General features: G+C 59.0%; 26 protein-coding genes and 1 riboswitch. Of the genes, 13 read left to right on the plus strand and 13 right to left on the minus strand.

The window, feature by feature from the left end; all coding sequences use genetic code 11:
* The first annotated feature begins 82 nt into the window (after positions 1-82).
* Positions 83-529, plus strand: coding sequence for a c-type cytochrome (locus AC2FLO_RS01385; protein ID WP_480482769.1), 447 nt, complete (start codon positions 83-85; stop codon positions 527-529).
* Positions 530-548: 19 nt separating this feature from the next.
* On the opposite strand, the gene AC2FLO_RS01390 is transcribed toward AC2FLO_RS01385, so the two are convergent.
* Positions 549-1,160 carry an FMN-binding negative transcriptional regulator gene (locus tag AC2FLO_RS01390; RefSeq protein ID WP_496753405.1) on the minus strand — a complete coding sequence of 204 codons (612 nt, stop codon included), beginning with the start codon at positions 1,158-1,160 and terminating at the stop codon, positions 549-551.
* Positions 1,161-1,214: 54 nt separating this feature from the next.
* Positions 1,215-1,362: riboswitch (FMN riboswitch) on the plus strand.
* A 130-nt stretch (positions 1,363-1,492) separates the two neighbouring features.
* Here AC2FLO_RS01390 and AC2FLO_RS01395 point away from each other — a divergent pair.
* The 5 genes from AC2FLO_RS01395 (at position 1,493) to cobO (ending at position 5,444) form a co-directional block, all read left to right on the plus strand.
* Positions 1,493-1,933, plus strand: a complete 441-nt coding sequence (locus tag AC2FLO_RS01395) for a 6,7-dimethyl-8-ribityllumazine synthase (protein WP_496753406.1) — start codon at positions 1,493-1,495, stop codon at positions 1,931-1,933.
* Between the two features lie 127 nt (positions 1,934-2,060).
* Entirely contained in the window at positions 2,061-3,161 is a 1,101-nt protein-coding gene (gene aroC / locus AC2FLO_RS01400; RefSeq protein ID WP_496753407.1) for a chorismate synthase, read from the plus strand.
* Positions 3,145-3,807: an HD domain-containing protein gene (locus tag AC2FLO_RS01405; RefSeq protein WP_496753408.1), complete on the plus strand. Its 663-nt coding sequence runs from the start codon at positions 3,145-3,147 to the stop codon at positions 3,805-3,807. Before aroC ends, AC2FLO_RS01405 begins: the two co-directional genes overlap by 17 nt.
* 45 nt (positions 3,808-3,852) lie before the next feature.
* On the plus strand, positions 3,853-4,788 hold the full coding sequence (locus AC2FLO_RS01410; protein ID WP_480482758.1) for a DMT family transporter: 936 nt from the start codon (positions 3,853-3,855) through the stop codon (positions 4,786-4,788).
* A gap of 56 nt (positions 4,789-4,844) precedes the next feature.
* Positions 4,845-5,444, plus strand: coding sequence for a cob(I)yrinic acid a,c-diamide adenosyltransferase (gene cobO / locus AC2FLO_RS01415; protein WP_496753409.1), 600 nt, complete (start codon positions 4,845-4,847; stop codon positions 5,442-5,444).
* A gap of 34 nt (positions 5,445-5,478) precedes the next feature.
* Here cobO and AC2FLO_RS01420 read toward each other — a convergent pair whose 3' ends face one another.
* From AC2FLO_RS01420 to AC2FLO_RS01435, 4 genes are all read right to left on the minus strand, one after another.
* Complete coding sequence (locus AC2FLO_RS01420; protein WP_496753410.1) at positions 5,479-5,685, minus strand: hypothetical protein; 207 nt, start codon at positions 5,683-5,685, stop codon at positions 5,479-5,481.
* Positions 5,686-5,857: 172 nt separating this feature from the next.
* The gene (locus AC2FLO_RS01425) at positions 5,858-6,223 is read right to left on the minus strand and encodes an SPW repeat domain-containing protein (RefSeq protein WP_050604526.1); all 366 of its coding nucleotides are present in this window, start codon (positions 6,221-6,223) and stop codon (positions 5,858-5,860) included.
* A 111-nt stretch (positions 6,224-6,334) separates the two neighbouring features.
* Entirely contained in the window at positions 6,335-7,285 is a 951-nt protein-coding gene (locus AC2FLO_RS01430; protein WP_496811609.1) for an AraC family transcriptional regulator, read from the minus strand.
* 109 nt (positions 7,286-7,394) lie between these two features.
* Entirely contained in the window at positions 7,395-8,261 is an 867-nt protein-coding gene (locus AC2FLO_RS01435; RefSeq protein ID WP_496811610.1) for a branched-chain amino acid aminotransferase, read from the minus strand.
* A 159-nt stretch (positions 8,262-8,420) separates the two neighbouring features.
* Between AC2FLO_RS01435 and AC2FLO_RS01440 the strand changes: the two genes are divergently transcribed.
* From AC2FLO_RS01440 to dxs, 6 genes are all read left to right on the plus strand, one after another.
* Entirely contained in the window at positions 8,421-8,933 is a 513-nt protein-coding gene (locus AC2FLO_RS01440; protein WP_496753413.1) for a MarR family winged helix-turn-helix transcriptional regulator, read from the plus strand.
* Positions 8,930-9,631, plus strand: a complete 702-nt coding sequence (locus tag AC2FLO_RS01445) for a response regulator (RefSeq protein WP_209506983.1) — start codon at positions 8,930-8,932, stop codon at positions 9,629-9,631. The genes AC2FLO_RS01440 and AC2FLO_RS01445 overlap by 4 nt, the downstream gene beginning before the upstream one ends.
* 68 nt (positions 9,632-9,699) lie before the next feature.
* Positions 9,700-10,626, plus strand: coding sequence for a histone deacetylase family protein (locus tag AC2FLO_RS01450; protein WP_480487836.1), 927 nt, complete (start codon positions 9,700-9,702; stop codon positions 10,624-10,626).
* Positions 10,623-10,865 carry an exodeoxyribonuclease VII small subunit gene (locus tag AC2FLO_RS01455; protein ID WP_267363166.1) on the plus strand — a complete coding sequence of 81 codons (243 nt, stop codon included), beginning with the start codon at positions 10,623-10,625 and terminating at the stop codon, positions 10,863-10,865. Before AC2FLO_RS01450 ends, AC2FLO_RS01455 begins: the two co-directional genes overlap by 4 nt.
* Positions 10,866-11,732: a polyprenyl synthetase family protein gene (locus tag AC2FLO_RS01460; RefSeq protein ID WP_480587583.1), complete on the plus strand. Its 867-nt coding sequence runs from the start codon at positions 10,866-10,868 to the stop codon at positions 11,730-11,732.
* 16 nt (positions 11,733-11,748) lie between these two features.
* Complete coding sequence (gene dxs, locus AC2FLO_RS01465) at positions 11,749-13,677, plus strand: 1-deoxy-D-xylulose-5-phosphate synthase (RefSeq protein WP_496753414.1); 1,929 nt, start codon at positions 11,749-11,751, stop codon at positions 13,675-13,677.
* Positions 13,678-13,958: 281 nt separating this feature from the next.
* On the opposite strand, the gene AC2FLO_RS01470 is transcribed toward dxs, so the two are convergent.
* From AC2FLO_RS01470 to AC2FLO_RS01485, 4 genes are read right to left on the minus strand one after another with little or no spacing between them, the layout of a single operon-like run.
* Complete coding sequence (locus AC2FLO_RS01470; RefSeq protein ID WP_496753415.1) at positions 13,959-15,410, minus strand: aldehyde dehydrogenase family protein; 1,452 nt, start codon at positions 15,408-15,410, stop codon at positions 13,959-13,961.
* Positions 15,407-17,041: an ABC transporter ATP-binding protein gene (locus AC2FLO_RS01475; RefSeq protein ID WP_496753416.1), complete on the minus strand. Its 1,635-nt coding sequence runs from the start codon at positions 17,039-17,041 to the stop codon at positions 15,407-15,409. Before AC2FLO_RS01475 ends, AC2FLO_RS01470 begins: the two co-directional genes overlap by 4 nt.
* Positions 17,038-17,853, minus strand: coding sequence for an ABC transporter permease (locus AC2FLO_RS01480; protein ID WP_496753417.1), 816 nt, complete (start codon positions 17,851-17,853; stop codon positions 17,038-17,040). Before AC2FLO_RS01480 ends, AC2FLO_RS01475 begins: the two co-directional genes overlap by 4 nt.
* Complete coding sequence (locus tag AC2FLO_RS01485; RefSeq protein WP_480487848.1) at positions 17,850-18,797, minus strand: ABC transporter permease; 948 nt, start codon at positions 18,795-18,797, stop codon at positions 17,850-17,852. The genes AC2FLO_RS01480 and AC2FLO_RS01485 overlap by 4 nt, the downstream gene beginning before the upstream one ends.
* Before the next feature lie 262 nt (positions 18,798-19,059).
* On the opposite strand from AC2FLO_RS01485, the gene AC2FLO_RS01490 reads away from it, so the two are divergent.
* Complete coding sequence (locus tag AC2FLO_RS01490) at positions 19,060-20,064, plus strand: GlxA family transcriptional regulator (protein ID WP_496753418.1); 1,005 nt, start codon at positions 19,060-19,062, stop codon at positions 20,062-20,064.
* An 8-nt stretch (positions 20,065-20,072) separates the two neighbouring features.
* Here AC2FLO_RS01490 and AC2FLO_RS01495 read toward each other — a convergent pair whose 3' ends face one another.
* Genes AC2FLO_RS01495 through AC2FLO_RS01510 form a run of 4 tightly spaced genes read right to left on the minus strand, consistent with a single transcriptional unit; the run spans position 20,073 to position 25,119 of the window.
* Complete coding sequence (locus tag AC2FLO_RS01495) at positions 20,073-20,633, minus strand: sarcosine oxidase subunit gamma (protein ID WP_480772973.1); 561 nt, start codon at positions 20,631-20,633, stop codon at positions 20,073-20,075.
* Positions 20,626-23,571 (minus strand): sarcosine oxidase subunit alpha family protein, encoded by a 2,946-nt coding sequence (locus AC2FLO_RS01500; RefSeq protein ID WP_496753419.1) that lies wholly within the window; start codon positions 23,569-23,571, stop codon positions 20,626-20,628. The genes AC2FLO_RS01495 and AC2FLO_RS01500 overlap by 8 nt, the downstream gene beginning before the upstream one ends.
* On the minus strand, positions 23,568-23,855 hold the full coding sequence (locus AC2FLO_RS01505; protein WP_496753420.1) for a sarcosine oxidase subunit delta: 288 nt from the start codon (positions 23,853-23,855) through the stop codon (positions 23,568-23,570). Before AC2FLO_RS01505 ends, AC2FLO_RS01500 begins: the two co-directional genes overlap by 4 nt.
* Before the next feature lie 13 nt (positions 23,856-23,868).
* Complete coding sequence (locus tag AC2FLO_RS01510) at positions 23,869-25,119, minus strand: sarcosine oxidase subunit beta family protein (RefSeq protein ID WP_480546915.1); 1,251 nt, start codon at positions 25,117-25,119, stop codon at positions 23,869-23,871.
* Positions 25,120-25,313 lie beyond the last annotated feature (194 nt).

Genomic DNA, 25,313 nt, shown 5'->3' on the forward strand with positions numbered 1-25,313 from the left:
TTGCACGCGCCTCACCTGTTGCACTTTCCGCGCGAATAAAGGACAGCGCAAAAGGCGTGCGAACTCCTGCAAGGAGACCCCAATGTCAAAGATCATTCTGGCCGCTGCCTTGTGCACAATGGCCCTGCCCTCTCAGACCCTTGCCGCGGGCGACCCCGCGAAAGGTGAGGCGATATATAACCGTTGTTCTTCGTGTCATGCGATCATCAAGGATGGTGAAGTTCTGGTCAAAGGTGGAATCACCGGCCCGAATCTGTATGGCGTCGTCGGTCGCGTGGCCGGGTCCGAAAACGATTATCGCTATGGCAGCGAGCGCCTGCCGATCGGCATGTTCACGGATGACATGATCCGTGCCGGCGAAGCGGGTCTGGTCTGGACCGAGGAAAACATCGTTGCTTATGCGCAGGATCCGATTGGCTTCATCAAGGAATTTCTGGATGACGAAACTGCCCGTCCGAACATGAGCGTCAAACTCAAGACCGGTGCAGACGATATTGCCGCTTATCTGGCGACCTTCAGCCCCCAGTAAACCCGGCGCCTGATGCTGGTTAAGCCTTGTGCATCAAGGCGGCCAGCCGGGCGATTTCACTGCCAAAGCCAGAGGACACCTGATCAGCGGCAGCATTTCGCGCACCTTCGGGTTTGTTCTGACCAAGCTTCCACGTGCCCTGAATATCTTCAACCTGCATGCGGCACGGTACGATCATGCGCATCATCTTGTTCAGCGCGTCCGAGGACATTTTTCCCGTGACCCATGGGACCTTGGGCAGCAGCCGCTTTTCGTAGAATGCAGATTGGCGGTCAAGTACGTCACGCAACTCGTCCTGCGGGCGTAGCTCAAGCTTTCCGATCAGGTGTACGGCGACATAATTCCATGTCGGAACCTGATCTTCGACACCGTACCAATCGGGCGAAATATATGCATCCGGCCCCTGCACCGCGATCTTTGCGCGCTGCGGTTCGTGCAGCGCACGCACGATAGGGTTCGAGCGCACAAGATGCAGGTCAGCCATTGATCCGTCTTCGGACAGCAAAAACGGGACATGACTTAATAACGGGCCCTCTTCCGCAGAGAGTGCCAGAGCGCCAAACGCCCGGTCGCGGGCGAGTTCAACATGACGCGCACGATCCTCGGCGCGAAAAACGGGGTTAGGGTGCATGAGTGTCCTCCTGTCAAATCTCTTGCAGCGTCGGACAGTTCTTGGCAAGGTCCGCCTCGTTCTCAGGGCGGGGTGGAATTCCCCACCGGCGGTATGCGGGCCACGGCCCGTAAGCCCGCGAGCGGCCCCGGCTTTCGGGGTGTCAGCAGATCTGGTGAGATACCAGAGCCGACGGTCACAGTCCGGATGAAAGAGAACGCGCAAGCCGCGCCGGTAATACGGCGCGCCTGCTCGTGATCGCCTTGGGTGACGTGTCATGCCGGGCTGGCAGCGAAAAGTGGGAACCGGTTCTCGCGACTGCCAGCAGGCCACCAAACTGAAAGGAGATCATGATGGCACACACCCGCTATGCTTTTGTAAAAGCCAACTGGCATTCCGATATTGTTGACCGCGCGCTCGACGGCTTCCTCGAACTCGTCCCCTCGGAACAAGTCGATGTCTACGACGTTCCCGGCGCGTTCGAGATGCCCCTGCTGGCCCGTGATCTGGCCCGGACCGGGCGCTATGCCGCCGTCGCCTGCGCAGCCTTTGTCGTTGATGGCGGCATCTACAGGCACGATTTCGTTGCGCAGGCCGTGGTCGATGGTCTGATGCGCGCCGGGCTTGATACAGGGGTTCCTGTCCTTTCGGTCTCGCTGACCCCGCACCAATATCAGGAAACCGATCATCACAATGCGATCTACCGCGACCATTTCGTACAAAAAGGGCGCGAAGCGGCTCAGGCCGCGCTGATGATCTCAGAAACCCGTGCGAAAGTCGCGCAGGCCGCCTGATCTTCATCTTTTCGAAAATACTCAAAAATGCGCCGCCCGACGGGCGGCGTTCAAACCGTCAACGGCCAAATCCGCTTGAGGCCGGGGGCCTTGCCCGCTAATCACGATCCGCAAAGGAGCACGCCCCATGTCGATGAACAGCTTTGGCCATCTTTTCCGCGTCACCACCTGGGGTGAAAGCCATGGGCCCGCCTTGGGCGCCACTGTCGACGGTTGCCCGCCGGGCGTTGCGATTGACGAGGCGATGATCCAGCACTGGCTGGACAAGCGCAAACCGGGGCAAAACAAGTTCACAACGCAGCGGCGCGAACCAGATCAGGTCAAGATCCTTTCTGGCGTGTTCGAAGGCCAAACTACAGGCACGCCCGTGCAACTGATGATCGAGAACACCGATCAGCGCTCGAAAGACTACGGCGATATCATGGACAAGTTCCGTCCGGGCCACGCTGATATCACCTACTGGCAGAAATACGGCATCCGCGATTATCGCGGGGGTGGGCGCAGTTCAGCACGGGAAACCGCGTCGCGCGTGGCCGCGGGTGGACTGGCGCGCGAGGCCATCCGGCAGATCGCGCCGAATGTGCAGATCACCGGATACATGACCCAGATCGGTCCGCACAAGATCGACCGCGCCAAATTCGACTGGGCGCAGATTGAACAGAACCCGTTCTGGGCGCCTGATGAACAGGCGGCCGGGGATTGGGCGACCTATCTGGATGACCTGCGCAAATCCGGCAATTCTGTCGGGGCCGTGGTCGAGGTTGTGGCACGCGGTGTCCCGCCAGGGCTTGGGGCGCCGATATACGCCAAGTTAGACACTGATCTTGCGGCCGCGATGATGTCGATCAACGCTGTCAAAGGTGTCGAGATCGGCGAAGGCATGGCTGCCGCCGAACTGACTGGTGAAGCCAATGCCGACGAAATCTTCATGGGTCAGGATGGCCCGCAATACAGTTCAAACCACGCAGGTGGGATTCTGGGCGGCATCTCGACCGGGCAGGACATTGTCGTGCGCTTTGCGGTCAAGCCGACCTCTTCGATCCTGACCACCCGCAAAACCATTACAAAATCCGGTGAAGAGACCGAGATCATCACAAAGGGCCGTCATGACCCCTGTGTTGGCATCCGCGCTGTCCCTGTCGGTGAGGCGATGATGGCCTGTGTCATCCTGGACCACCTACTGCTGCACCGTGGTCAGATCGGAGAAAACCGTGGACGGATCGGCTGATCTGCGCGCGCGTTTGCGTGCCGTTGTCGCGCAACGTATGGAAACTGATCCGGCCCATGACCTGGCCCATCTGGATCGTGTTTGGACCAATGCTCAGGCCATTGCAGGCGCTCAGGCGGACATCCCCGTCCTGTTGGCAGCCTGTTATCTTCATGATCTGGTCAACCTACCCAAGAATGATCCGAACCGACTGTTTGCCTCACGCCAGTCAGCTGCTGAATCAGGACCTATTCTGGCAAAACTGGGCTTTTCCGACGATCAGGTTCAGGCCGCGCAACATGCGATAGCGGCCCATAGCTTCTCGGCCAACATCCCACCCGAAACGTTCGAGGCCCGGATTCTGAGGGATGCGGATCGCCTTGACGCCTTGGGGGCCATCGGGATTGCGCGCACATTTTCTGTATCAGGTGCTTTGGGGCGTGTTCTCTATGATCCGGCTGATCCATTCGCAGAGGCGCGCCCGCTGGACGATCTGCGGTATTCGATTGATCACTGGAAGGTTAAGCTGCTGACCCTGCCGGACGACATGCTGACGGATGCAGGCAAGCAGATTGCGCAGGTAAGGGCGGGCCGAATGTTTCAGTTCCTTGAGGATTTTGCAGCGGAAATCGGCGTATCGATACCGAACTCGTGGACCATCACCTGATCCACCCCGTTGATCTTTTTTCTGCAAAGGCGCAGGGTCGCGCCGATGACAAAACCCTTAACATCGCATCGACCTTTGCTGGCTGTGGCGCTGAAGCTTGGCGCGCTGTTCCTTTTCACGTCGATGTCGGCCCTGGTCAAAGCCTTATCTGACGAATTCCCGCCGGGCCAATTGGTGTTCTTCCGGTCCCTGTTTGCTATTCCGGTCATCATTCTGTGGCTGACCGCGCGCCGAGAGCTGGCGCAAGGCTTTGTCGTCAAGAAACCCATGGGGCATTTCTGGCGCGGTGTTCTGGGGACCAGCGCCATGGGGCTGACATTCACCGGCCTTAGCCTGTTGCCGCTGCCCGAAGTCACCGCAATCGGTTACGCCACGCCGATCTTCACCCTGATTTTGGCCGCCGTGATGCTGGGCGAGCGCATCCGCATGATTCGCATCGGTGCCGTGGCACTTGGGTTGCTTGGCGTGATGATCATGATCTGGCCTCGGCTTGGCAGCACTCAGATGGAAACGGCTGCAACCATCGGAGCGCTATGCGTACTGGGCGCGACCTTTGCCCGGGCCTTCGTGCAGATCCACATCCGCCAACTGGTCAAGGTCGATCACCCTGCTGCAATCGTGTTCTATTTCTCGCTGACAGCGACGCTGCTTTCGGCGCTGACGGCGATCTGGGGATGGACAATGCCTACCCTGAATCAGGCTCTAATACTGATCACCATGGGGCTAATTGGCGGAGTTGCACAGATTTTGGTCACGTCCTCGTATCGGTTTGGACAGGCATCGATGCTGGCACCTTATGACTATGCAACAATGCTTTTTGCGATTGTGATCGGTTATTTCGCGTTTGATGAATTGCCCACCGTTGCGATCCTGATCGGGGCCGCATTGGTGATCGCAGGCAATGTTGTTGTGATCTGGCGCGAACACCAGCTGGGGCTGGAGCGTGGCAAGGCGCGTTCTGTCACGGACCCCAAAGCGTGACTTTACCTTTTGCATTCTTCCCCTAGGTTGGGCCGGACAATCAAAGAGGTTCCCCAATGAGCGACGCGCAGGATCACAAGGAAAAGATGCAAAAGGTGCAGGCCCAGCACCGCAAGAAAATGTCCGAGGCTGTTGATCCCGATCGCGGCCTTGTTCTGATCAATACCGGCAAGGGCAAAGGCAAGTCATCAGCGGCCTTTGGCGTGGTCATCCGCGCGCTTGGTTGGGGTCAGAAGGTCGCCGTGGTGCAGTTCATCAAGGGCAAGTGGAAAACCGGCGAGCGTCGTTTCTTCGAAGAACGTGATCTGGTCACCTGGCACACGATGGGTGAGGGGTTTACCTGGGATACACAAGACCGCGAACGCGACATTGCGGCCGCCAATGCCGCCTTCGACAAGGCTTGCGCCCTTATGGCAAGTGGCGAATACGATCTGGTGGTTCTGGACGAGATCAACATCGCGCTTCGCTATGAATATCTCTCGGTCGAGCAGGTGATAGAAGGGCTGAACGCGCGTTCGGACAATACGAGTGTGTTCCTGACAGGCCGTGACGCACCGCAGGCGCTGCGTGATTATGCAGATCTGGTCACCGAAATGACCGAAGAAAAACACCCGTTCCAGGCGGGAATCAAAGCCCAGCGCGGGGTGGATTTCTGAACCTTGCAACAGCGCAGCCCAAACTGCTGCGCTGCTATCCCCTGCCGCTTAACGCAGTTTCAAAGATATATCGCAACGACTTGCGTTGATGGACGGTGCCTTGTGTGCGGGCTTCTTCAGCGGTTGCTGTGTCCCGGTTTTGGCGGTCGGCATAGGCGCAATAGTCGCCTTCGCAACAATTGCACCCGCACGCAACCAGCGCATCATGTCGGGCCATGATTTCGTCAAGCGTGTCTGTCATCTGCGACCTCACCCCGCGCTGGGATAAATCTGATGAATTCAGTCGGCTTTTTCAAGTAAATTCGCCCGACCGGTCAACACGCTTCTCTGCTCTGAGCCGCCGATTTGCAAAACGGGCGGCTCAGCTATTTCGGTAGTATTTGGACAAAGTTGCCAGTGCTGAGGAACTGCGCTCAGGCAGCGACTTCCTGCTCGGGCGCGCTGAGCGAGATGACGAGAACCACAGCCGCACCGTTCAGCCAGTAGAACGCCGCATCCAATCCTGAAAACCCCAGTACACTGGGTGCAAACAGAAAGGTGATGCCGACAATCAGGTCCACGGCCAGGTGAAATTTATAGGGTAGAACGCGCCAAATTCCCAAATGATGGTCGGTCAGAACCGTCAGGACAAAGGCGGCGACGCCGGTGACAACCGAAAGCCACAGCGCCAGCGGGTTGGACTGACCCAATCCCAGCAGGAATGGCAGTGTCATCAGGGCAATGGCAACCGGGTAGTCCAGATACGCGTGGACAGAGCGGGTAACGAAACGCAGGGACATAAGATTTTCCTCTTTTCAATCAGTGATGAAAGAAAGATAGAAAGCCTGACCCGAACGCTGAATTCTCGATCGTTTCAAAAATCCTGCAGATCGTACAGAATTCTTGGCGCTTTAGTGCATGGACCTGAATGCGGCTGGTGACAAGCCGACCTGCTTCTTGAAAACACGGGAGAACGCGGCCTCAGAGGCATATCCAGCTTCGGCTGCTGCATCTGCGACGTTCCATCGTGCCTCTGTAAGGCCATGGCACGCAATCTGCATGCGCCAGTCGGTGAGGTATTGCATCGGCGTCGTGCCCATCTTCTGGGCAAACAACTGAGAAAAGGCTGTGCGCGACATGCCGGATTCGCGTGCCAGTGCCGCAACGCTCCAGTCTTGCGCTGGCGCTTGGTGGAACGCCGTCAAAGCGCGTGAGATGCGCGTATCCGCAAAGCCCGCAAGGGCGGTGGCCTGCGGGCTTTGCCGTTCCAGATAGGTTCGGATCGCCTGCGCAAACAGAACTTCGGACAGCTTCAGCGCAATCAGATCGCCGCCAATACGGGCCCCGGACACTTCGGATCCGATCATGCGCAGGGTCGATTCCATCCACGATCCGGCCTCTTCGCCATAATTCTCGATCAGGATGTAGGGTGGCAGGCGGTCGATCAGCATATGCCCGGTACCTTTTCGCCCTGCCGGGCCGGTCAAAGAAAAATGACCGCAGATCAGTTGCGTGTCCCGGTCCTCGTCTGCACCGCCATAGACAAGGACGCCATCGCCCTTGTAGCCGGCAATCTCAAGAACCTGCTCCAGAGGAAGCGCATCCGGTGGCCTGACCTCGGCACACAAAAACGCATGTGGCGCCCCATGAGGGGTCAGGATCAGATCCCCCTGCCGCAACCGCAACGTTTCCCCGGTGGATGAGACATGGACCTTGAGCTCACCCCGTTGAACAAAATGAAACCGCGCGACGTTTTCGAGTTCCGGCACCTGAATACCAAAAGGTGGTGTGAACGAGGTGCGGAAGTAGAACGTGCCACGCAGGGACAGACGGGTGAGAATATCGCTGAGAAGGTCCAACATGCGGTGAAGATACGGGAACTGACCCGATCGTCCAGATCACGGAACGCTTTGCACGACAATTTGCACGATCTGCAACAAAAACCCCGCCGAAGCGGGGTTTTGCAAGTTATTACGAGCGGACCAGTTTTTCGTAATCTTCTGCGATTTCGCGGGTCAGGTCGCCGACTTCGAAAGTGTAATCTCCGATTTGCCCGACCGGAGTGACCTCGGCCGCGGTTCCGGTCAGCCAGCACTGTTCGAAATCAGCCATTTCTTCGGGCTTGATGCGCCGCTCATGCACAGTGATGCCTTTATCCTTCAGCATCTGAATGACGGTCTGACGGGTGATGCCGTTCAGGAAGCAATCCGCCAGCGGGGTGTGAACCTCTCCATCCTTGACGAAGAACACGTTGGCACCTGTTGCTTCGGCCACGTAACCACGCCAGTCCATGAACAGCGCGTCCGAGCATCCCTTGGCTTCGGCCTTGTGCTTGGAAATGGTGCAGATCATGTAGAGGCCCGCCGCCTTGGCATGAACCGGGATGGTTTCCGGGCTGGGGCGTTTCCATTCGGCGATGTCCAGTTTTGCGCCTTGCATCTTGGCGTCGCCGTAATAGGCGCCCCAGGGCCAGACCGCGATGGCCATCCGTACCGGGTTGCGGGCCGACGCCACGCCCATGTCTTCGCCAGACCCGCGCCAGACCAATGCGCGGACATAGGCATCCTGAAGGTCACTGGCTTTCAGGGTCTCTTCCTTGGCCGCTTCAATCTGATCGACGGTGTAAGGCATCGGCATGTCCAGCGCCTCGGCGCTGGCGATAAGACGTTCGGAATGGTCGCGGCTTTTGAAAATCTTGCCGTTATAAGCCCGTTCGCCCTCGAACACGGATGAGGCATAGTGCATCGCGTGGGTCAGAATATGCACATTGGCATCGCGCCAGGGCACCAGCTTACCATCCATCCAGATGACACCGTCACGATCATCATACCCCGCCATGCGAAACCTCCTGAACCGGGTTAAATTTCCGATTGTTGCGCCACTTAGGTCCGATGCGGACACAATGTTGCGCAAAAACTGCGATTCGATACCGCTCCACCCTTGGAATGTCAATAACGCTGACATAAAGTCAAACCCGAGTAACGAATGAGGCATGATATGTCCGAAATCCGCCCAGCCCCGCGATATGGGGGCGAGAGCCTGTTGTTTTTGACGGATGAACAGTTGCGGCAGGGGATCGAGGCCATGTTCTTTGCCTATCGTGGCTTTACCGCGGATCCTGATCGTATCCTGTCCGAGATGGCCTATGGCCGCGCCCATCACCGCGCAATCCATTTTATCAACCGTGCGCCGGGCACCACGGTGAACAATTTGCTGGCGATCCTCGGGGTTACAAAACAGTCTCTGAACAGGGTTCTTCGGACATTGATCGAGGATGGTCTGGTGGAAAGCCGGGTCGGAACCGTGGATAAACGCGAACGGCACCTATTTCTGACGGAAAAGGGCGAAACGTTGGAGGCCACGTTGTCAGATGCGCAACGAACAAGAATGCGCGCAGCCTTCAAGGATGCCGGTCCCGAGGCCGTGGCCGGGTTTCGCAAAGTACTTGAAGCAATGATGGATGCTGATATGCGTCATGCCTATACGAAATTGCGGGATACGGGTTCATGAGCGAAATGGATGCCCATCTGCTGATTGTTGATGATGATGAACGCATTCGCGATCTGCTCAAGAAATTCCTGATGCGAAACGGGTTTCTGGTGACAGCGGCACGGGATGCGGCCCATGCGCGGCGGGTTCTGTCGGGATTGGATTTCGACATGATCGTCATGGATGTGATGATGCCGGGCGAAGATGGCGTCAGCCTGACCAGATCGCTGCGTGACACCCATACGACACCGATCCTGTTGTTGACCGCCAAAGGCGAGACCGAGCATCGGATTGCAGGGCTTGAAGCCGGGGCGGATGATTATCTTGCTAAACCTTTCGAGCCGAAAGAGCTGTTGCTGCGGATCAATGCGATCCTGCGCCGGATGCCGGAAACCCCGGCCGAGGAAACAGCGGCGAAGATCCTGCATCTTGGTCCCATCCGGTATGACATTGAACGTGGTGAGATGTGGCAGGGCGAAATGCCGGTCCGCCTGACGGCAACCGAAAGCCAGCTAATGAAAATTTTCTCGGCCCAACCTGGCGAGCCGATCAGCCGTGCAAAACTGGTGGAAGATCTGGGCCGGGATAAAGGACAGGCGCAAGAACGTGCCGTGGACGTGCAGATCACCCGCCTGCGCCGGAAGATCGAACAGGACCCGAAACAGCCCCGGTATCTGCAGACAGTCCGGGGCGCAGGCTATATGCTGGCACCCGATTGAATGAGCCGCTGCGCGGTGATTAATGCCTTCGGCGAGGATATTTTTAGCCAGATGAAGATGGGATCCCGATGAAAACCGCCCTTTTGACACATGCCGATTGCCTTGGACATGTCACACCCCAGGGTCATCCGGAACAGGTGGCGCGGCTAGAGCATATCCTGCACGCGCTGGAGGGGCTGGATCTGAAGCGCGTGACCGCTCCGCTGGCGGCAGACGATGATTTGCTGCGTGTTCATCCCGAAAGCCATATCCGCGACATCAGATCGTCGCGCCCCACTGACGGGTTTGCGCAGATCGACGGGGACACCTTCATGTCGCCGGGTTCCGTGGATGCGGCCTATCGCGCGGCGGGTGCGGCGGTGCGCGCCGTTGATCTGGTTTTGGGCGGTGAGGCGCCGAACGCCTTTTGTGCCATTCGCCCACCTGGGCACCATGCCGAAGCCGAGAAAGCCATGGGGTTCTGCCTGTTTGGCAACGCGGCGTTGGCGGCGAAACACGCGCTGGATTACCACGGGCTGAAGCGGGTCGCTGTGGTCGATTTCGACGTTCATCATGGCAACGGCACGCAGGATCTGCTGTGGGATGAAGATCGGGCCCTTGTGATCACCAGCCAGCAAATGCCGTTATGGCCCGGATCGGGCCGCCCGGACGAGGCAGGCGCTTACGATAACGTTCTGAATATCCCGCTGGCCCCGGGCACCGGCGGGGCTGAGATGCGATCCGCCTATGAAACGCAGGCCTTTCCGCGCCTGCGGGCGTTCCGGCCGGAGCTGATCATCATCTCGGCCGGGTTCGATGCGCATCAGGACGACCCTCTGGCCAATCTGAACTGGTCGACTGGCGATTTCGCTTGGATCACGGCAGAGCTGTGCGGGATAGCCGATGAGGTGTGTCAGGGCCGTATCGTCTCGACTCTGGAGGGCGGGTATGATCTGAACGCACTGGCCGAGGCGACACGCGCCCATGTGGAAGAACTGATGAAGGCAGCACGATGACCGATACCCCAGTTGAGCAGATGACATTCGAGCAGGCCATGAAAGAGCTTGAGACCGTGGTTGGTCAGCTTGAGCGCGGCGACGTGGCGCTGGATCAGTCGATTGCGCTTTATGAACGCGGGGCCGCTTTGAAAAAGCGTTGCGAGGACGAGTTGAAGCGGGCCGAGGAAAAAGTGGCCGCGATCACTCTGGACGCGAATGGCCAACCGACCGGGACCACACCTGTCGAAGGTCAGTAAATGTTTCAGGAAAGACTGGCGCAGGACGCGGCACGCCTTCAGGATCATTTTGACCTGATAATGGGCGCGCTGGACGATCTGGATGTGACACGGGCAATGGCCTACGCCACCCGGGGCGGTAAACGGCTGCGCGGGTTTCTGGTTCTGGAAAGTGCGCGCCTGCACCAAATCGACGAGTCCCGCGCGATCTGGCCCGCGACCGCGATCGAGGCCCTACACGCCTATTCGCTGGTTCACGACGATCTGCCCTGCATGGATGACGACGATCTGCGGCGCGGACGCCCCACGGTGCATGTGAAATGGGATGAAGGCACGGCTGTACTTGCCGGGGACGCGCTGCAAACACTGGCCTTTGAGCTGTGTACCCGGCCCGAGGTTGGAGATGCAGACGTTCGCGTTGATCTGGCACTGACACTGGCCAGGGCAAGCGGTGCGCAAGGTATGGTTTTGGGGCAGGCGCTTGATATCGCGGCGGAAACCGCTTCTGAGCCTCTGACGCTGAATGCGATAACACAGCTTCAGGGCGGCAAAACGGGCGCTTTGATCGAATGGTCCTCCTGTGCGGGTGCGCGTCTGGCGAAAGCGGATCCAGAGCCCTTGCGCCAATATGCCCGAGCCCTTGGTCTTGCTTTTCAGATTGCAGACGACATCCTTGATGTTGAAGGTGATGCGACAAAGGCAGGCAAACGTCTTCAGAAAGATGCGGATGCGGGAAAGGCCACTTTCGTATCGCTTCTGGGTTTGGATGCTGCCAGAACCCGCGCCAGTGAACTTGTTGATCAGGCCTGTGCCGCACTGGACGGGTATGGCCCGACGGCAGAAACCTTGAAGGAAGCCGCTCGCTTCGTTATTGCCCGGGACAGCTAAGCCAGGAACGCGCCAAATGTCTGACCGCCCCAAAACGCCCCTGCTGGACCTTGTGAACCGCCCCGCTGATCTCAAGCGGTTCTCGGACGCGCAGCTGCATCAGGTTGCGCAGGAATTGCGGGCCGAGACGATTTCGGCGGTTTCTGTGACCGGCGGGCATCTGGGCGCGGGTCTGGGTGTTGTGGAACTGACAACCGCGCTGCACGCTGTTTTCGACACGCCGCGCGACAAGATCATCTGGGATGTGGGCCATCAGTGCTATCCGCACAAAATCCTGACCGAACGGCGCGACCGCATTCGCACGCTGCGCATGAAAGATGGCCTGAGCGGTTTTACCAAGCGCAGCGAAAGCCCCTATGACCCGTTTGGCGCCGCGCATTCCAGCACTTCGATCAGTGCTGCACTGGGTTTTGCCGTCGCGCGTGATCTGGGCGGTGTAACCCCTGAAGGGTTGGGTGACGCGATTGCCGTGATCGGTGATGGATCGATGTCCGCAGGCATGGCCTTTGAGGCGATGAATAACGCAGGTCACCTGAAGAAACGCCTGATCGTCATTCTGAATGACAATGAGATGAGCATCGCCCCCCCTGTTGGTGCCCTGTCCAGCTATCTGTCCCGAATCTACGCCGAGGCGCCATTCCACGATCTGAAAGCCGCCGCAAAGGGCGCTGTTTCACTTTTGCCCGAACCTTTCCGCGAAGGGGCCAAGCGCGCTAAGGAAATGCTGAAAGGTATGGCCGTGGGCGGGACCCTGTTCGAAGAGCTCGGGTTTTCCTATCTCGGGCCTATTGATGGGCATGACCTGGATCAGCTGCTGCCGGTTCTGCGCACCGTCAAGGCGCGGGCAACCGGGCCGATCCTGATCCACGTCTTGACCAAGAAGGGCAAAGGGTACGCACCAGCCGAACAGGCCCGCGACAAAGGCCACGCGACAGCCAAATTCGATGTGGTCACGGGTGAGCAGAAAAAGGCCCCTTCAAACGCCCCTTCTTACACGTCTGTCTTTGGCAAGGCTCTGGTGGATGCCGCCGCGCGCGATGACAAGATCGTTGCGGTGACTGCCGCGATGCCAGATGGCACCGGGTTGGGCCTGTTTGCCGAACGGTACCCGTCGCGCTGTTTCGATGTGGCGATTGCCGAGCAGCACGGCGTGACCTTCTCGGCTGCGCTGGCGGCAGGGGGGATGAAGCCATTCTGCGCCATGTATTCGACCTTTCTGCAGCGGGGGTACGACCAGGTTGTGCATGACGTCGCAATCCAGCGCTTGCCCGTTCGGTTTGCCATTGACCGCGCGGGTTTGGTGGGGGCTGACGGTGCCACCCATGCCGGGTCGTTCGATATTGCCTATTTGGCCAATCTGCCGGGCATGGTCGTCATGGCCGCCGCGGATGAGGCGGAATTAATGCACATGGTGGCAACCGCTGTCGCGCATGATGAGGGGCCGATTGCCTTCCGCTATCCACGTGGTGAAGGTGTTGGAGTGGACCTGCCCGAACGCGGTGAGGTACTGGAGATCGGCAAAGGCCGCATGATCCGGAAAGGCGCGCGCGTCGCACTTTTGTCTTTTGGCACGCGGCTGGCTGAAGTTCAGAAAGCAGCCGAGTCTCTGACCGCCAAAGGCATTAGCCCAACAATCGCAGACGCCCGCTTTGCCAAGCCGCTAGATCGGGACCTGATCCTGGACCTGGCTGCGGATCATGAGGCGTTGATCACCATCGAAGAAGGCGCTGTTGGCGGGTTTGGCAGCCATGTGGCACAGCTTCTGGCGGATGAGGGTGTTTTTGATCGGGGCTTGAAATACCGCTCGATGGTCTTGCCTGACATCTTCATCGATCAGGCCAGCCCCGCAGACATGTATGCCGTTGCGGGTATGAATGCCGAGCAGATCGAAGCCAGGGTGCTGGATGTTCTGGGCGTAACCTCGATCGGTGAAAAGCGCGCGTAATAGCGGCGTTGAGACGCCCGCTTTTGGTTTCGACGCTTTTACAAGCAGGAGGCCAGCAATCCAGAACAGAGCGGGAATGCCAAGCGCCACCCGGGTCCTTCATTGCGATTTTCGGGTCCTGACCCGAACGGTCTTTGCTTCAAAAGTGACTTGAGACGACAAATCACTTATACTAACCGCCCTTTGGATTGTCCGTTGCCCATTCCCTTAAAGAGATCAAGGAGATTGTTCTGGGGCGCATATGCGCGAAAGAAACGTTGATCTGACAGACCGGGGCGCTGTTACCCGTGATAGGCAGCCACTGTCTTGAGTTGCGAAAAGCCATAAAGCGCCTCAAAGCCTTTCTCGCGGCCATGGCCGGATTTGCCCACGCCTCCAAAAGGCAGTTCAACGCCGCCGCCTGCCCCATAGTTGTTGAGGAAGACTTGACCCGCGTGCAGCCCTTTTGCCAACCGCATCTGCCGCGCACCGTCACGTGTCCAGACGCTGGCGACAAGACCGTAATCAGTGCAATTTGCTATAGTTAGAGCCTGTTCTTCGGTGTCGAACGGGATCAGAACCTGAACGGGACCGAAGATTTCATCGCGGGCAAGCGGGTGATCCGGTGGCACGTCCGCAAACAAGGTGGGCCGGACATAAGCCCCGGTTTCCGGCGCATCCTTTGCGATCGTCCCTTCCGCCGCAATAATCAGATCGGCGCCTTTGTTCAGAAAGCTGTTTACGATCTGCTTTTGCCGGTCCGAGATCAGCGGTCCAACACGAAGATCCTGCATCGCGGGTCCAACGCTGAGCTGTTCATAGGCCTCGGCCATGCGGGATTTGACCTGATCATAGACACCGCGCTGTAATAGAATGCGGGAGGAGGCCGAGCAGGTCTGCCCCGCGTTCTGAATGCCCGCATTCACCAGAAACGGCAGGGCGGCATCCAGATCGGCATCGTCAAACACCAGTTGCGGGGATTTTCCGCCCAATTCCAGCGTCACCGGCACAACGTTTCGCCCTGCAGCCTGCTGAACCAATGCACCCGTAGCCACCGAACCAGTGAACGAGATATGGTTGACCCCCGGATGCCCGGATAATGCGGCACCGGCCTCGGCCCCCAGACCGGGCACAACATTCAGCGCACCTGCTGGCAGACCCGCTTGCTGCGCGAGATGGGCAAAGGCCAGCGCGGTCAGACAGGCCTCTTCCGCAGGTTTCAGAACACAGGCGTTGCCTATGGCCAGCGCGGCCCCGACCGAGCGCCCAATGATCTGCATCGGATAGTTCCAGGGCACGATGTGGCCCGTCACCCCATGGGGTTCGCGCAGTGTATAGACGGTGTAGCCATCGAAATAGGGAATGGTCTCACCCATCACCTTATCCGCTGCACCGCCGTAGAATTCACAATAGCGCGCCAGCGCGATGGCATCGGCGCGGGCCTGCGTCAGGGGCTTGCCGACATCCATCGCCTCAAGCCGCGCCAGATCGTCCACCCGTTCCAGCACCAGCTGGCCCAGCCGGGTCAGGATGCGGCCGCGCTCCAAGGCCGTCTTGCGCCCCCAGTCGCCCTTTAGCGCAAATCTGGCGGCGGCGACCGCCGCATCAATATCCACGCCCGAGCCGCGTGCAATCCTGCATATCTCGGTCCCGTCTGACGGGTTGGTCAAAGGCAATGAGTCGCCTGATGTCGCAGGTATCCAGTTTCCGCCAATCAGGCACAGGGTGGGATCAAACCAGAGTGGTTGGGTCATTTTGGCCTCCGTTCAGGCTCTAACAAGGGGTTTTGCGCCGATAACTTCCCGATTTCAGGCAATTGGGGCGCGGCGGCGATCAGGGTTTGCGTGTAGGAATGCTGCGGGTCCGAGAATACCTGTTCAGTCCTACCTTGTTCGACAATTCGCCCAGACTGCATCACCAGAACATGATCGGTGATGGTGCGCACCACGCTCAGATCGTGGCTGATGAACAGGTAAGTCAGATCATAAGCCTCGCAGAGTTCGGCAAGCAGATCGAGGATTTGGGCGCGCACCGATACGTCGAGGGCTGAAACCGCCTCATCGAACAGGATCAGTTCCGGCCGAATGATCAGAGCGCGGGCAATGGCGATCCGCTGGCGTTGTCCGCCCGAAAACTCGTGAATATATTTGCCCGCATCATCAGGGACGAGGCCCACTGCCGTCAGCATCTCTGCGATCCGGTCCTGGCGTTCTGAACCCTTTGGTGGCGTTTCCAACAGGTGAAAAGGTTCAGTAATCAGGCGCGCGACACGGTGGCGGGGATTGAAGCTGCCATAGGGGTCCTGAAACACGACCTGCATCTTGCGACGTACCGCAAGGTTGGGCCTGTGGCCCGTGAAAACCGGCTGACCATCCAGCATAATCTGACCGGATTGGATATCCTCCAACCCTAGAATAGCCCTTGTTAGGGTCGATTTTCCACAACCTGACTCTCCCACCAGCCCCAAACGCTCCCCTCGGTTGAGGGTAAAGCTGACACCATCCACCGCGCGGTGGTGGCCCGGCGCGTCCAGCAGACCTTTGCGGGGAAGGCGGTAATCCCGGACGACCTGCGAAACCTCCAGAAGCGGGCGTTGCTGTGTAGGTTCAGGCAGGTTGACCTGATGACCTGAAGCTTCGAACAACATGCGGGTATAGGGGTGCTGCATATCTCGAAACAGGTTTCGGGTCGCGCCACTTTCGACGACCTCGCCGCGACGCATGACGACAATCTGATCGGCCATGTCCGAGACCACAGCCAGATCATGGGTGATCATCAGCAGGCCCATATCATATTCGCGAACCAGCCCTTTCAGCAGATCAAGGATTTGCGCCTGCGTGGTGACATCCAGCGCCGTGGTCGGTTCATCCGCGATCAAAAGCCTGGGACGCAATGCGATGGCCATTGCGATGACCACACGCTGACGCTGTCCGCCCGACAGCTCATGCGGATAGCGCGACAGAGGAAACCTGTCCGGTGGCAGGCCAACCCGCGTCAGCACCTCTGCGGCGCGGGTCCGGGCCAGAGCAGGGGGCATCGCCTTGTGGATCAGGATGGTCTCCATCACCTGATCGCCGATGGTTTTCACCGGGTTGAGCGCCGTCATCGGTTCCTGAAATACCATCCCGATGGACGCGCCACGCAAGGCGCACATCTCGGCCTCGGATTGGGTCAGCAGGTCTTTGCCGTCCAGTCGGATTGCGCCTTCTGCCGTTGCCCCGTTTGGCAGAAGCTGCATCACAGCCAGCGCTGTCATGGACTTGCCCGACCCGCTTTCACCTGTCACCGCCACGATTTGGCCCGGGTCGATGGACAGGTTCACCCGTTTCAGGATCGGCACCCCGTGGATCGACAGGGACAGGTTTTCGACTTGCAGCAACGTCATGCCCGCGCCACCCTGATCCTTGGGTCCAGCCAGTCGCGCAAACCGTCGCCAAGCAGGTTCAAACCCAGCACGGTGACAATGATGGCCAGGCCCGGAATCAGAGCCAAATGCGGGGCAAAACTGACCATTGTCTGCGCGTCTGCCAGCATCCGGCCCCAACTGGGCGTCGGCGGCTGTGCGCCCAGACCGACATAGGACAGGCCCGCCTCGGCCAGAATACCCAGTGAAAACTGGATGGTGCCCTGAACGATCAGCAAGTTGGCGACATTGGGCAGGATGTGTTCGGCTGAAATCCGTGCTGCGCCTTTGCCCGACACGCGGGCGGCAAGGATGAACTCGCGCTCCCACAGCGACAATGCGGCCCCTCGGGTGATGCGGGCAAAGACCGGGATGTTGAAAATACCGATCGCAATGATCGCGTTGATGGCACCGGCACCGAACACAGCCGTGATCAGGATGGCGATGACCAGCGAAGGGAAGGCAAAGACCAGATCGTTGCCACGCATGATCACCTCATCCAGCCACGACCCTTTGCGCGCGGCGGCTGTCAGGCCAAGGGGTACGCCAAGCGCCATGCCGATCCCCACGGCCACCAGAGCCACCGCAATCGAAGTGCGTGCGCCGACCATGATCATCGAGAACATGTCGCGGCCGAAGTGATCCGTCCCGAACCAGTGCCGTGCATCGGGCGTCTGAAGTTTATTGGGGATATCCAGCGCGGCATAGTCGTAGGGTGTCCAGACAAACGAGATCAGCGCCGCCAGCACCACCAGCGACGACAGCGCGGCGCCAAGGATCAGGTTGCGGCTCATGACCGGCTCCTTAGCCTTGGGTCAACGGCTGCATAGGCCAGATCCACTAGAAAATTCACGGTGATCACCGCAAAGACCAGCAGCATCACCACCGATTCAACCACGATCAGATCGCGGGCCGAAATGGCCTGAAACACCAACCGCCCGAGGCCGGGCAGGTAGAACACCTGTTCGATGATGATCGACCCGGCCAGCAGGAAGGAAAACTGCAAGCCGATGATCGTCAGCACCGGGATCAGCGCGTTCCGCACCCCGTGTCGCCACAGGGCTTGACGACGCGACAATCCCTTGGCCCGAGCGGTGCGCATGAAATCCTCGCCCAGAATATCCAACAGCGCGGATCGCATGACGCGAGCCAGGATCGCGGCCTGAGGAAGGGCCAGCGCAATGGCGGGCAGAGTCAGCGAGCGCAGCCCTGCCCAGAGGCCCTCGCCCCAGCCAACAAACCCACCGGCATTGAACCAACGCAGGTTAATGGCGAAGATCAGCACTAGCATCATCGCGAACCAGAAATTGGGCACAGCGATACCAAGCTGTGTCGCCCCCATCACCGCCAGATCCCCGGGCTTGCCCCGGCGCGCAGCGGCATAGATCCCGGCCGGAAAGGCGATCAGGGTGGACAGCGTGAGCGCATACAAAGCCAAGGGCAGCGATACCCACAGCCGATCCGCAATCATCTGCGACACCGGTGTGCGGTAGGTGTACGAGGTGCCGAAATCCCCGGCCACCATCCCCCCGACCCAGTTGAAATACCGCTGTACCCTGGATCCATCCAGACCCAGTTCAGCCCGCAGCGCGGCCAACGTATCCTCCTGCGCGTTGACACCCAGCATGAATGATGCCGGGTCCCCCGGTGCGACCTCGATCACGGCGAAGATGACCACCGAGGCGACGGCAAGGCTGGCAAGCAATGAGATCAGTCGTTTAAGGGTATAGCGAAGCATTGAGGCCACGTTAGGGTCTCAGCCGTCACGGGTCCAGCATCTACGGCACCGGCAGACCTGCAAATGGACCTGCGAAACCTTTGTCCCTTTCAGCCTGTCATTCCGTATGCAGGACCTGACCCCGATTTTCACCATGTTTGTTGCTTTTTTTTCGATTTCGCACGTTCCGTGTTTTGCTACACTTGTTCGAACCGTTTCCGCAGGCCAGAGCGGCCAAGGAGCAATCCGAGCCGAACTAGGATTTACTGATAGTGTAGCGCTCATGCTGACAGAAAATAGAATTGAGATCGGGTTTCTGCTGTTCGATGGCTTTCCGATGGCCTGCCTGACCTCGGTCATCGAACCGCTGCGCGCCGCAAATGAGATCGCCGGGCAAGAGGCGTTTCGCTGGTCTCTTGTGGCGGAAAACGGGGGAAAGGTCAGTTCCAGCGCTCATGTGCGTTTCGAGGCTGAACGCAACCTCGCAGACTGCCAGCCGATTGATATTCTGTTCCTGCTCAGCAGTCCGACCTCGGGCTTCAGAAACCCGGCCCAGGGCAACGGGGCGTTGCGGGCTTTGTCACGACACGGGACAATTCTGGGCGGTATCAGCGGCGGCGTTTTCCCGCTCGTGCGCTCGGGGGTCATGACCGGCCATCCGGTATCGGTGCACTGGTGTTACGAAGCCGCGTTTCTGGCCGAGTTTCCACAGATCGATGCACGGCGCGAAGTGATCGTGTCAGATGCCACGCGGTATACTGCGGCTGGAGCGGCGGCCGCGTTTGATCTGGCCCTGCATCTGATTCAGGACCGGTTGGGCGGCGAAGTCGCGCATGAGGTGGCCTGCTGGTTCCAGCATCCGATGATGCGAGGGGAAGGTGTTCAGCAACAGGTGCCCAGTGCAAGCAAACCTGCCACTGGTGAAAAGCTGCCGCCGCTTGTGGCACGATGTGTCGACCTGTTCGCAAGCCGTATCGGCAATCCGATCTCGATCGCGGACATAGCGGATCAAACGGGCGTCACCCCCCGCCAGGTTGAGCGCGCCTTCAAACAGGCCACAGGGCAAAGCCCCAGCCATTATTTCCGCTCCATGCGGATGAAGGCGGCCCGTCAGATGGTTGTCTATACCAAGGACCCTATTGCCGACATTGCCGCGGCCATCGGATACAGCTCGGTCACGCCGTTGGTGACGCACTACCGATCTGCCTTTGGTTTGAGCCCCAGCGAGGACCGGCGACGGATTAACCGGTTTCGGGTCGAGGATAACGCTCCGCTGCCCTCAAGCTGATCTTGCCTTCAAAGCGCCGATTTCATTGCGGCCACAATCGCATGATGCAGTGACCCGGCAGACGATCTTGGCCCGTAAATACTGAACGAACCAGAAGCACGGCACAGGACGAAACACCCTAGGTGATGGATAGACGTGCGGGATGCGGCACCGACCGCCATTTTTCGGCAATCCAGATTGCTTAGCAATTCCAGCACTTCCAACACGCCATCTCCGTCCAGATCAAACCTGACCCATGCGTCTGTCTGTTCGGAAACCGATGCGTTGTCCCCAGTGCTTTCTTTTACCAGACGCGCCAGATCTTCATGTGTCTCAAAGGGCGCTTCGATCATCCATTGATCAGGCCCGGTCCAGAAGGCAACGATCGGCCCGCCGGTAAACTTACCAACGCCAGGCGTTTCCACCCCGATCAATTGGGATATGGCGCTCCGGGTCTTGTCTTCCCGACCCTGCCGAGCGGCGACCGAGGCCAGCGCCACACCCGGGGTTTCGGTACAGGTCACGCTTCCGACCCTGTCGATCTTGGGTTCGGTTTCACCCAGCGCGGTTATTGCTACAAGATCATGCACGGAGCCGTTCTCCCTCAGGGTCGACGAAATGGGCCGAGACGATTTCAACCTCGACCGTCAGATCGGTCACTGGCGACACAAGGCGCATCTTTTCACCCTGACGTGTGCCGCCGTTTTTCAAAAAGCCAAGGCCGATATGGCTGTCCAGCGACGGCGAAAATGCTGCCGATGTGACATAGCCCTGATCATGGGCAGCATCCACGGGACCCGTGGCATTCATCAGATGCCCTCCGGCGGTTACCTTGTCGCCAGCGTTCACAGGCTTGATTCCAACCATCATCAAAGCATCTGGTTCGTTCAGCCCTTCACGCTCGGACAGGATTGAGCCGATGCTGTCTTTTTTCTTGGATACCATCCGACCCATTCCAAGGTTCAGGGCGGTGGTGGTTCCGTTCAACTCGTTGCCTGCGGCGTGACCCTTTTCGATCCGCATGACGCCCAGCGCTTCGGTGCCGTAGGGTATGACATCGAACTCTTCACCTTCCTGCATCAAACGCCGCATCAGCGCGTCGCCGTAACGCGATGGCACCGCGATTTCAAAGGCCAATTCGCCCGAAAAGGAAATACGGAACAACCGCGCGCGCAACCCGCCGCATACGGTGATGTTGCCGCAAGCCATGAACGGGAAGCCTTCGTTCGAGATGTCGAACTCGGGATCCACGATCTTTTGCAGAAGTTTGCGCGAATTGGGCCCGGCTACCGCGTATTGTGCCCAGGCTTCGGTGGTCGAGATCAGCTGCACATCCATGTCCGGGAACAGGCATTGCCGGACAAATTCCATATGCTGGTAGACCTTGACCGCATTGGCGGTTGTGGTGGTGACTACGAAATGATCTTCGGCCAGACGCGCGGCGGTACCGTCATCCATCGCAATTCCGTCTTCGCGCAACATTAGCCCATAGCGGGTTTTGCCGACGGCCAGTTTAGCAAATCCGTTGCAATAGACCCTGTTCAGGAAATCCGCCGCATCCGCACCCTGAACATCAATCTTTCCAAGCGTGGTGCAGTCGCACACCCCGACCGAGGCACGGGTCTGGCGCACCTCACGGTCCACGGATTCCCGCCAATGGGTTTCACCGGGCAGCGGGAACCACTGCGCGCGCAGCCAATTGCCGACCTCGACAAACACCGCGCCGCGTTCCTTGGCCCAGTAATGTGACGGGGTCAGGCGGGTTGGATGAAACTCCTTGCCTTTCATCCGGCCAGCAAAGGTTGCAATCGGAACGGGCGTATAGGGCGGGCGGAAGATCGTTGTGCCGGTTTCCGGAATGGACTTACCTGCAAGTTCGGCCATGATCGCAAGCCCGCCCATGTTCGATGTCTTGCCCTGATCGGTGGCCATGCCCAAGGTGGTATAGCGTTTCAAGTGCTCGACCGAACGGAACCCTTCCTGATGGCTGAGCTTTACATCCTTGACGGTCACGTCGTTCTGCTGATCCAGCCACGCGCGGCTGCAACCCTGAACATACCAGAACGGTGTCTGCGAGATCGGGGTATCCTCGGCCTTAGGCAGATCGGGCAGCGGGCCTTTCAGGCCCAGCGCCTGCGCCGCACCTTCTGCCCCGGATTGCAGGGCGCCATGGATGGACATCACACCATTCGCCGCCCCTGCGACGGACAGCCCAGGCGGCAAGTCCGTGCCAGGCACAAAGGCCGCCAGATCTTCGTTCCAAGCGGGACGCCCCCGTTGGTGGCAGGTCAGATGCACGTTGGGGTTCCAGCCACCCGAAACGCCAAGCGCCCCGCAGTCCAGCGTGCGCGACGACCCGTCTGCCAGCTCAACCTCGACAAAGGTCAGCCCCAGTCGGCCTTTGGTGTCCCTGACCTGCGCGCCGCGCAGAACTTCATAGTCATGGCTGGTCGGGGCGTCGTCACGAACGTCGACGACAGCAGCAATCCTGACACCTTTTGCGTGCAGGTCTGCAGCGGTGCGGTGGCCGTCATCGTTGTTCGTAAAGATGGCGACACGTTGCGCCGCCGTGGTTGCAAACCGATTGGCATAGGTGCGCAACGCACTTGCCAGCATGATGCCGGGTCTGTCGTTGTTTTCAAACGCGATGGGCCGCTCGGTTGCGCCAGCGCACAATAGGGCGCGTTTGGCGTAGATGCGCCAGAGTATCTGGCGCGGTTTACCGGAAGGCAGAGAAGCAAGATGATCGCCCGTCCGCTCAACTGCGCCATAGATGCCGTGATCAAAGGCACCGATCACGGTCGTGCGCGGCATCAGGCGGACGTTGGGCATTGCTGACAGTTCAGCGACACTCTGCTTAACCCAATCGGTCGCATCGTCATCGTTCAGCGAAAAGGTTTCACTGTTGAGCCGCCCACCAAGTGCGAAATCCTCATCCGCAAGAATGACCTCGGAACCGGCCCGGCCCGCAGTCAGTGCCCCCATCAATCCGGCTGGACCCGCGCCGATAATCAGCAGATCGCAATGCCGGAACCCCTTGTCATACTCATCGGGATCTTCCTGCATCGACAATGACCCAAGACCGGCCGCGCGGCGGATCATCGGCTCGTACAGCTTTTCCCAGAACGCGGCAGGCCACATGAAGGTTTTGTAGTAGAACCCTGCCGTCAGAAAGGTCGAGAATCTGTCGTTGATTGCCAGAGCATCGAATTTCAGGCTGGGCCAGCGGTTTTGGGAATGGGCTTCAAGCCCCTCGAACACCTCAACGGTCGTGGCACGGGTGTTGGGTTCCTGACGATTGCCGGTGCGCAGCTCGACAAGGGCGTTAGGTTCTTCCGAACCGGCAGTCAGCACGCCACGCGGGCGATGGTATTTGAACGACCGGCCCATCAGGCGCACGCCATTGGCCAGAAGGGCCGAGGCCAGCGTATCGCCCGGATGCGCAGAGTAACTGCGATTGTCGAATTTGAAGTTCAGGGTTTTGGTGCGGTCGATCTGACCGCCGCTCAGCCTGTTGTCTTGAGTCATTTGGAGCGCCCCTGTGCCCGGGCCACGTCACGGGCCAGTTCCACTTTGGAAATCTCATGTGTCGCGGTATTGCGGGTCACGACCAGCCAGGATCGGTCGCCCCCCTCGTGGAACCACAACTCGCGGTGTTCGCCAGCTGGATTGTCGCGCAGATAGGCGTAGTCAAAAAACGCTTCGGCCGCATCTTCGGCCTGCCAACCGGGCCTGTTGATCAGCGAAGCGTCTCCCAGATAGACGAATTCGGAACTGTCACGCGGGCCCAGCAAGGGATGATGGATGATCATAGTGCTGCTCCCCTCAGTGCAGGTTGGGCTGATTGCCCATACCTTTTTCGTCGATCATACGGCCGGTGCGGAACCGGTCGAACCGGTAGGCGGTGGCTGTCGGGTGCGGTTCATCCTTTGCCAGCAGATGCGCAAAACAATACCCCGACGCCGGAGTTGCCTTGAACCCGCCGTAACACCAGCCGCCATTGAAATAGAGGCCATCGATGCCGGTCCGGTCGATGATGGGCGATCCATCCATGGACATATCCATGATCCCGCCCCACATCCGCAGCAGGCGCGCGCGACCGATCATCGGCATCAGGGCCATGCCGCCCTCGCAGACATCTTCGACCACGGGCAGGTTGCCGCGTTGTGCGTACGAATTGTACCCGTCGATATCGCCACCAAAGACCAGCCCGCCCTTGTCGGACTGGCTGACATAAAAATGCCCCGCGCCAAAAGTGATCACCCCGGGCAGAACCGGCTTCAGACCTTCTGACACGAAGGCTTGCAGGACATGGCTTTCAATTGGCAACCGCATACCCGCCATGCCCATGACACGCCCCGAATTTCCGGCCACGGCACAGCCAACCTTGCCTGCGCCAATGAACCCTTTCGACGTCTCAACCCCCAGACATTTTCCGTTTTCGATCCGGAAACCGGTCACTTCGCAGTTTTGGATGATATCGACACCTTGGCTGTCTGCTGAACGGGCATATCCCCAGGCCACCGCGTCGTGCCGAACCGTGCCACCACGCCGCTGGGCCAGCCCGCCCTTGATCGGGAACCGGGCATCGTTGAAGTTCAGGAACGGGTATTCCTTGCGCACCTGTTCGGCATCCAGCAGCTCGGCATCCGCGCCGTTCAGGATCATGGCGTTGCCACGTCGCGTAAAGGCGTCGCGCTGGGCGTCTGTGTGGATCAGGTTGATGATCCCGCGCTGGCTGACCATCGCGTTATAGTTTACGTCCTGCTCAAGACCTTCCCACAGTTTCAGCGAGAACTCGTAGAAAGGTTCGTTGCCGTCCAGCAAATAATTCGAGCGGATAATGGTTGTATTGCGCCCGACATTGCCGCCACCGATCCAGCCTTTTTCAATCACCGCCACATTGCGGAGGCCAAATACCTTTGACAGGTAATGCGCCGTTGAAAGGCCATGACCGCCACCGCCGATGATCACAATGTCGTAATGTGGCTTGGGCTCCGGCTCGCGCCAGGCCGGTGTCCACCCTTTGTGCCCGGTAAGAGCCTCTTTGATGACTTTGAAACCAGAGTATCGCATGAATCGGACCTTTTTTTTCAGAATCCGCGAAAAAACCGAATTTGGATACTCTAGAATCCGACATCTGTTGTGTTGAATCAGACACCACGACAATCAGCGGTGCATGCTTAATCTTGCGATTTTTTTTACTGTTGCTTTCAGCGCGCGGTGTCCGCCACGCCGTCCTGCTGCGCCGACAAGGGTCAGAACAGCCG

Source organism: Ruegeria sp. TASC047, from assembly GCF_059612445.1.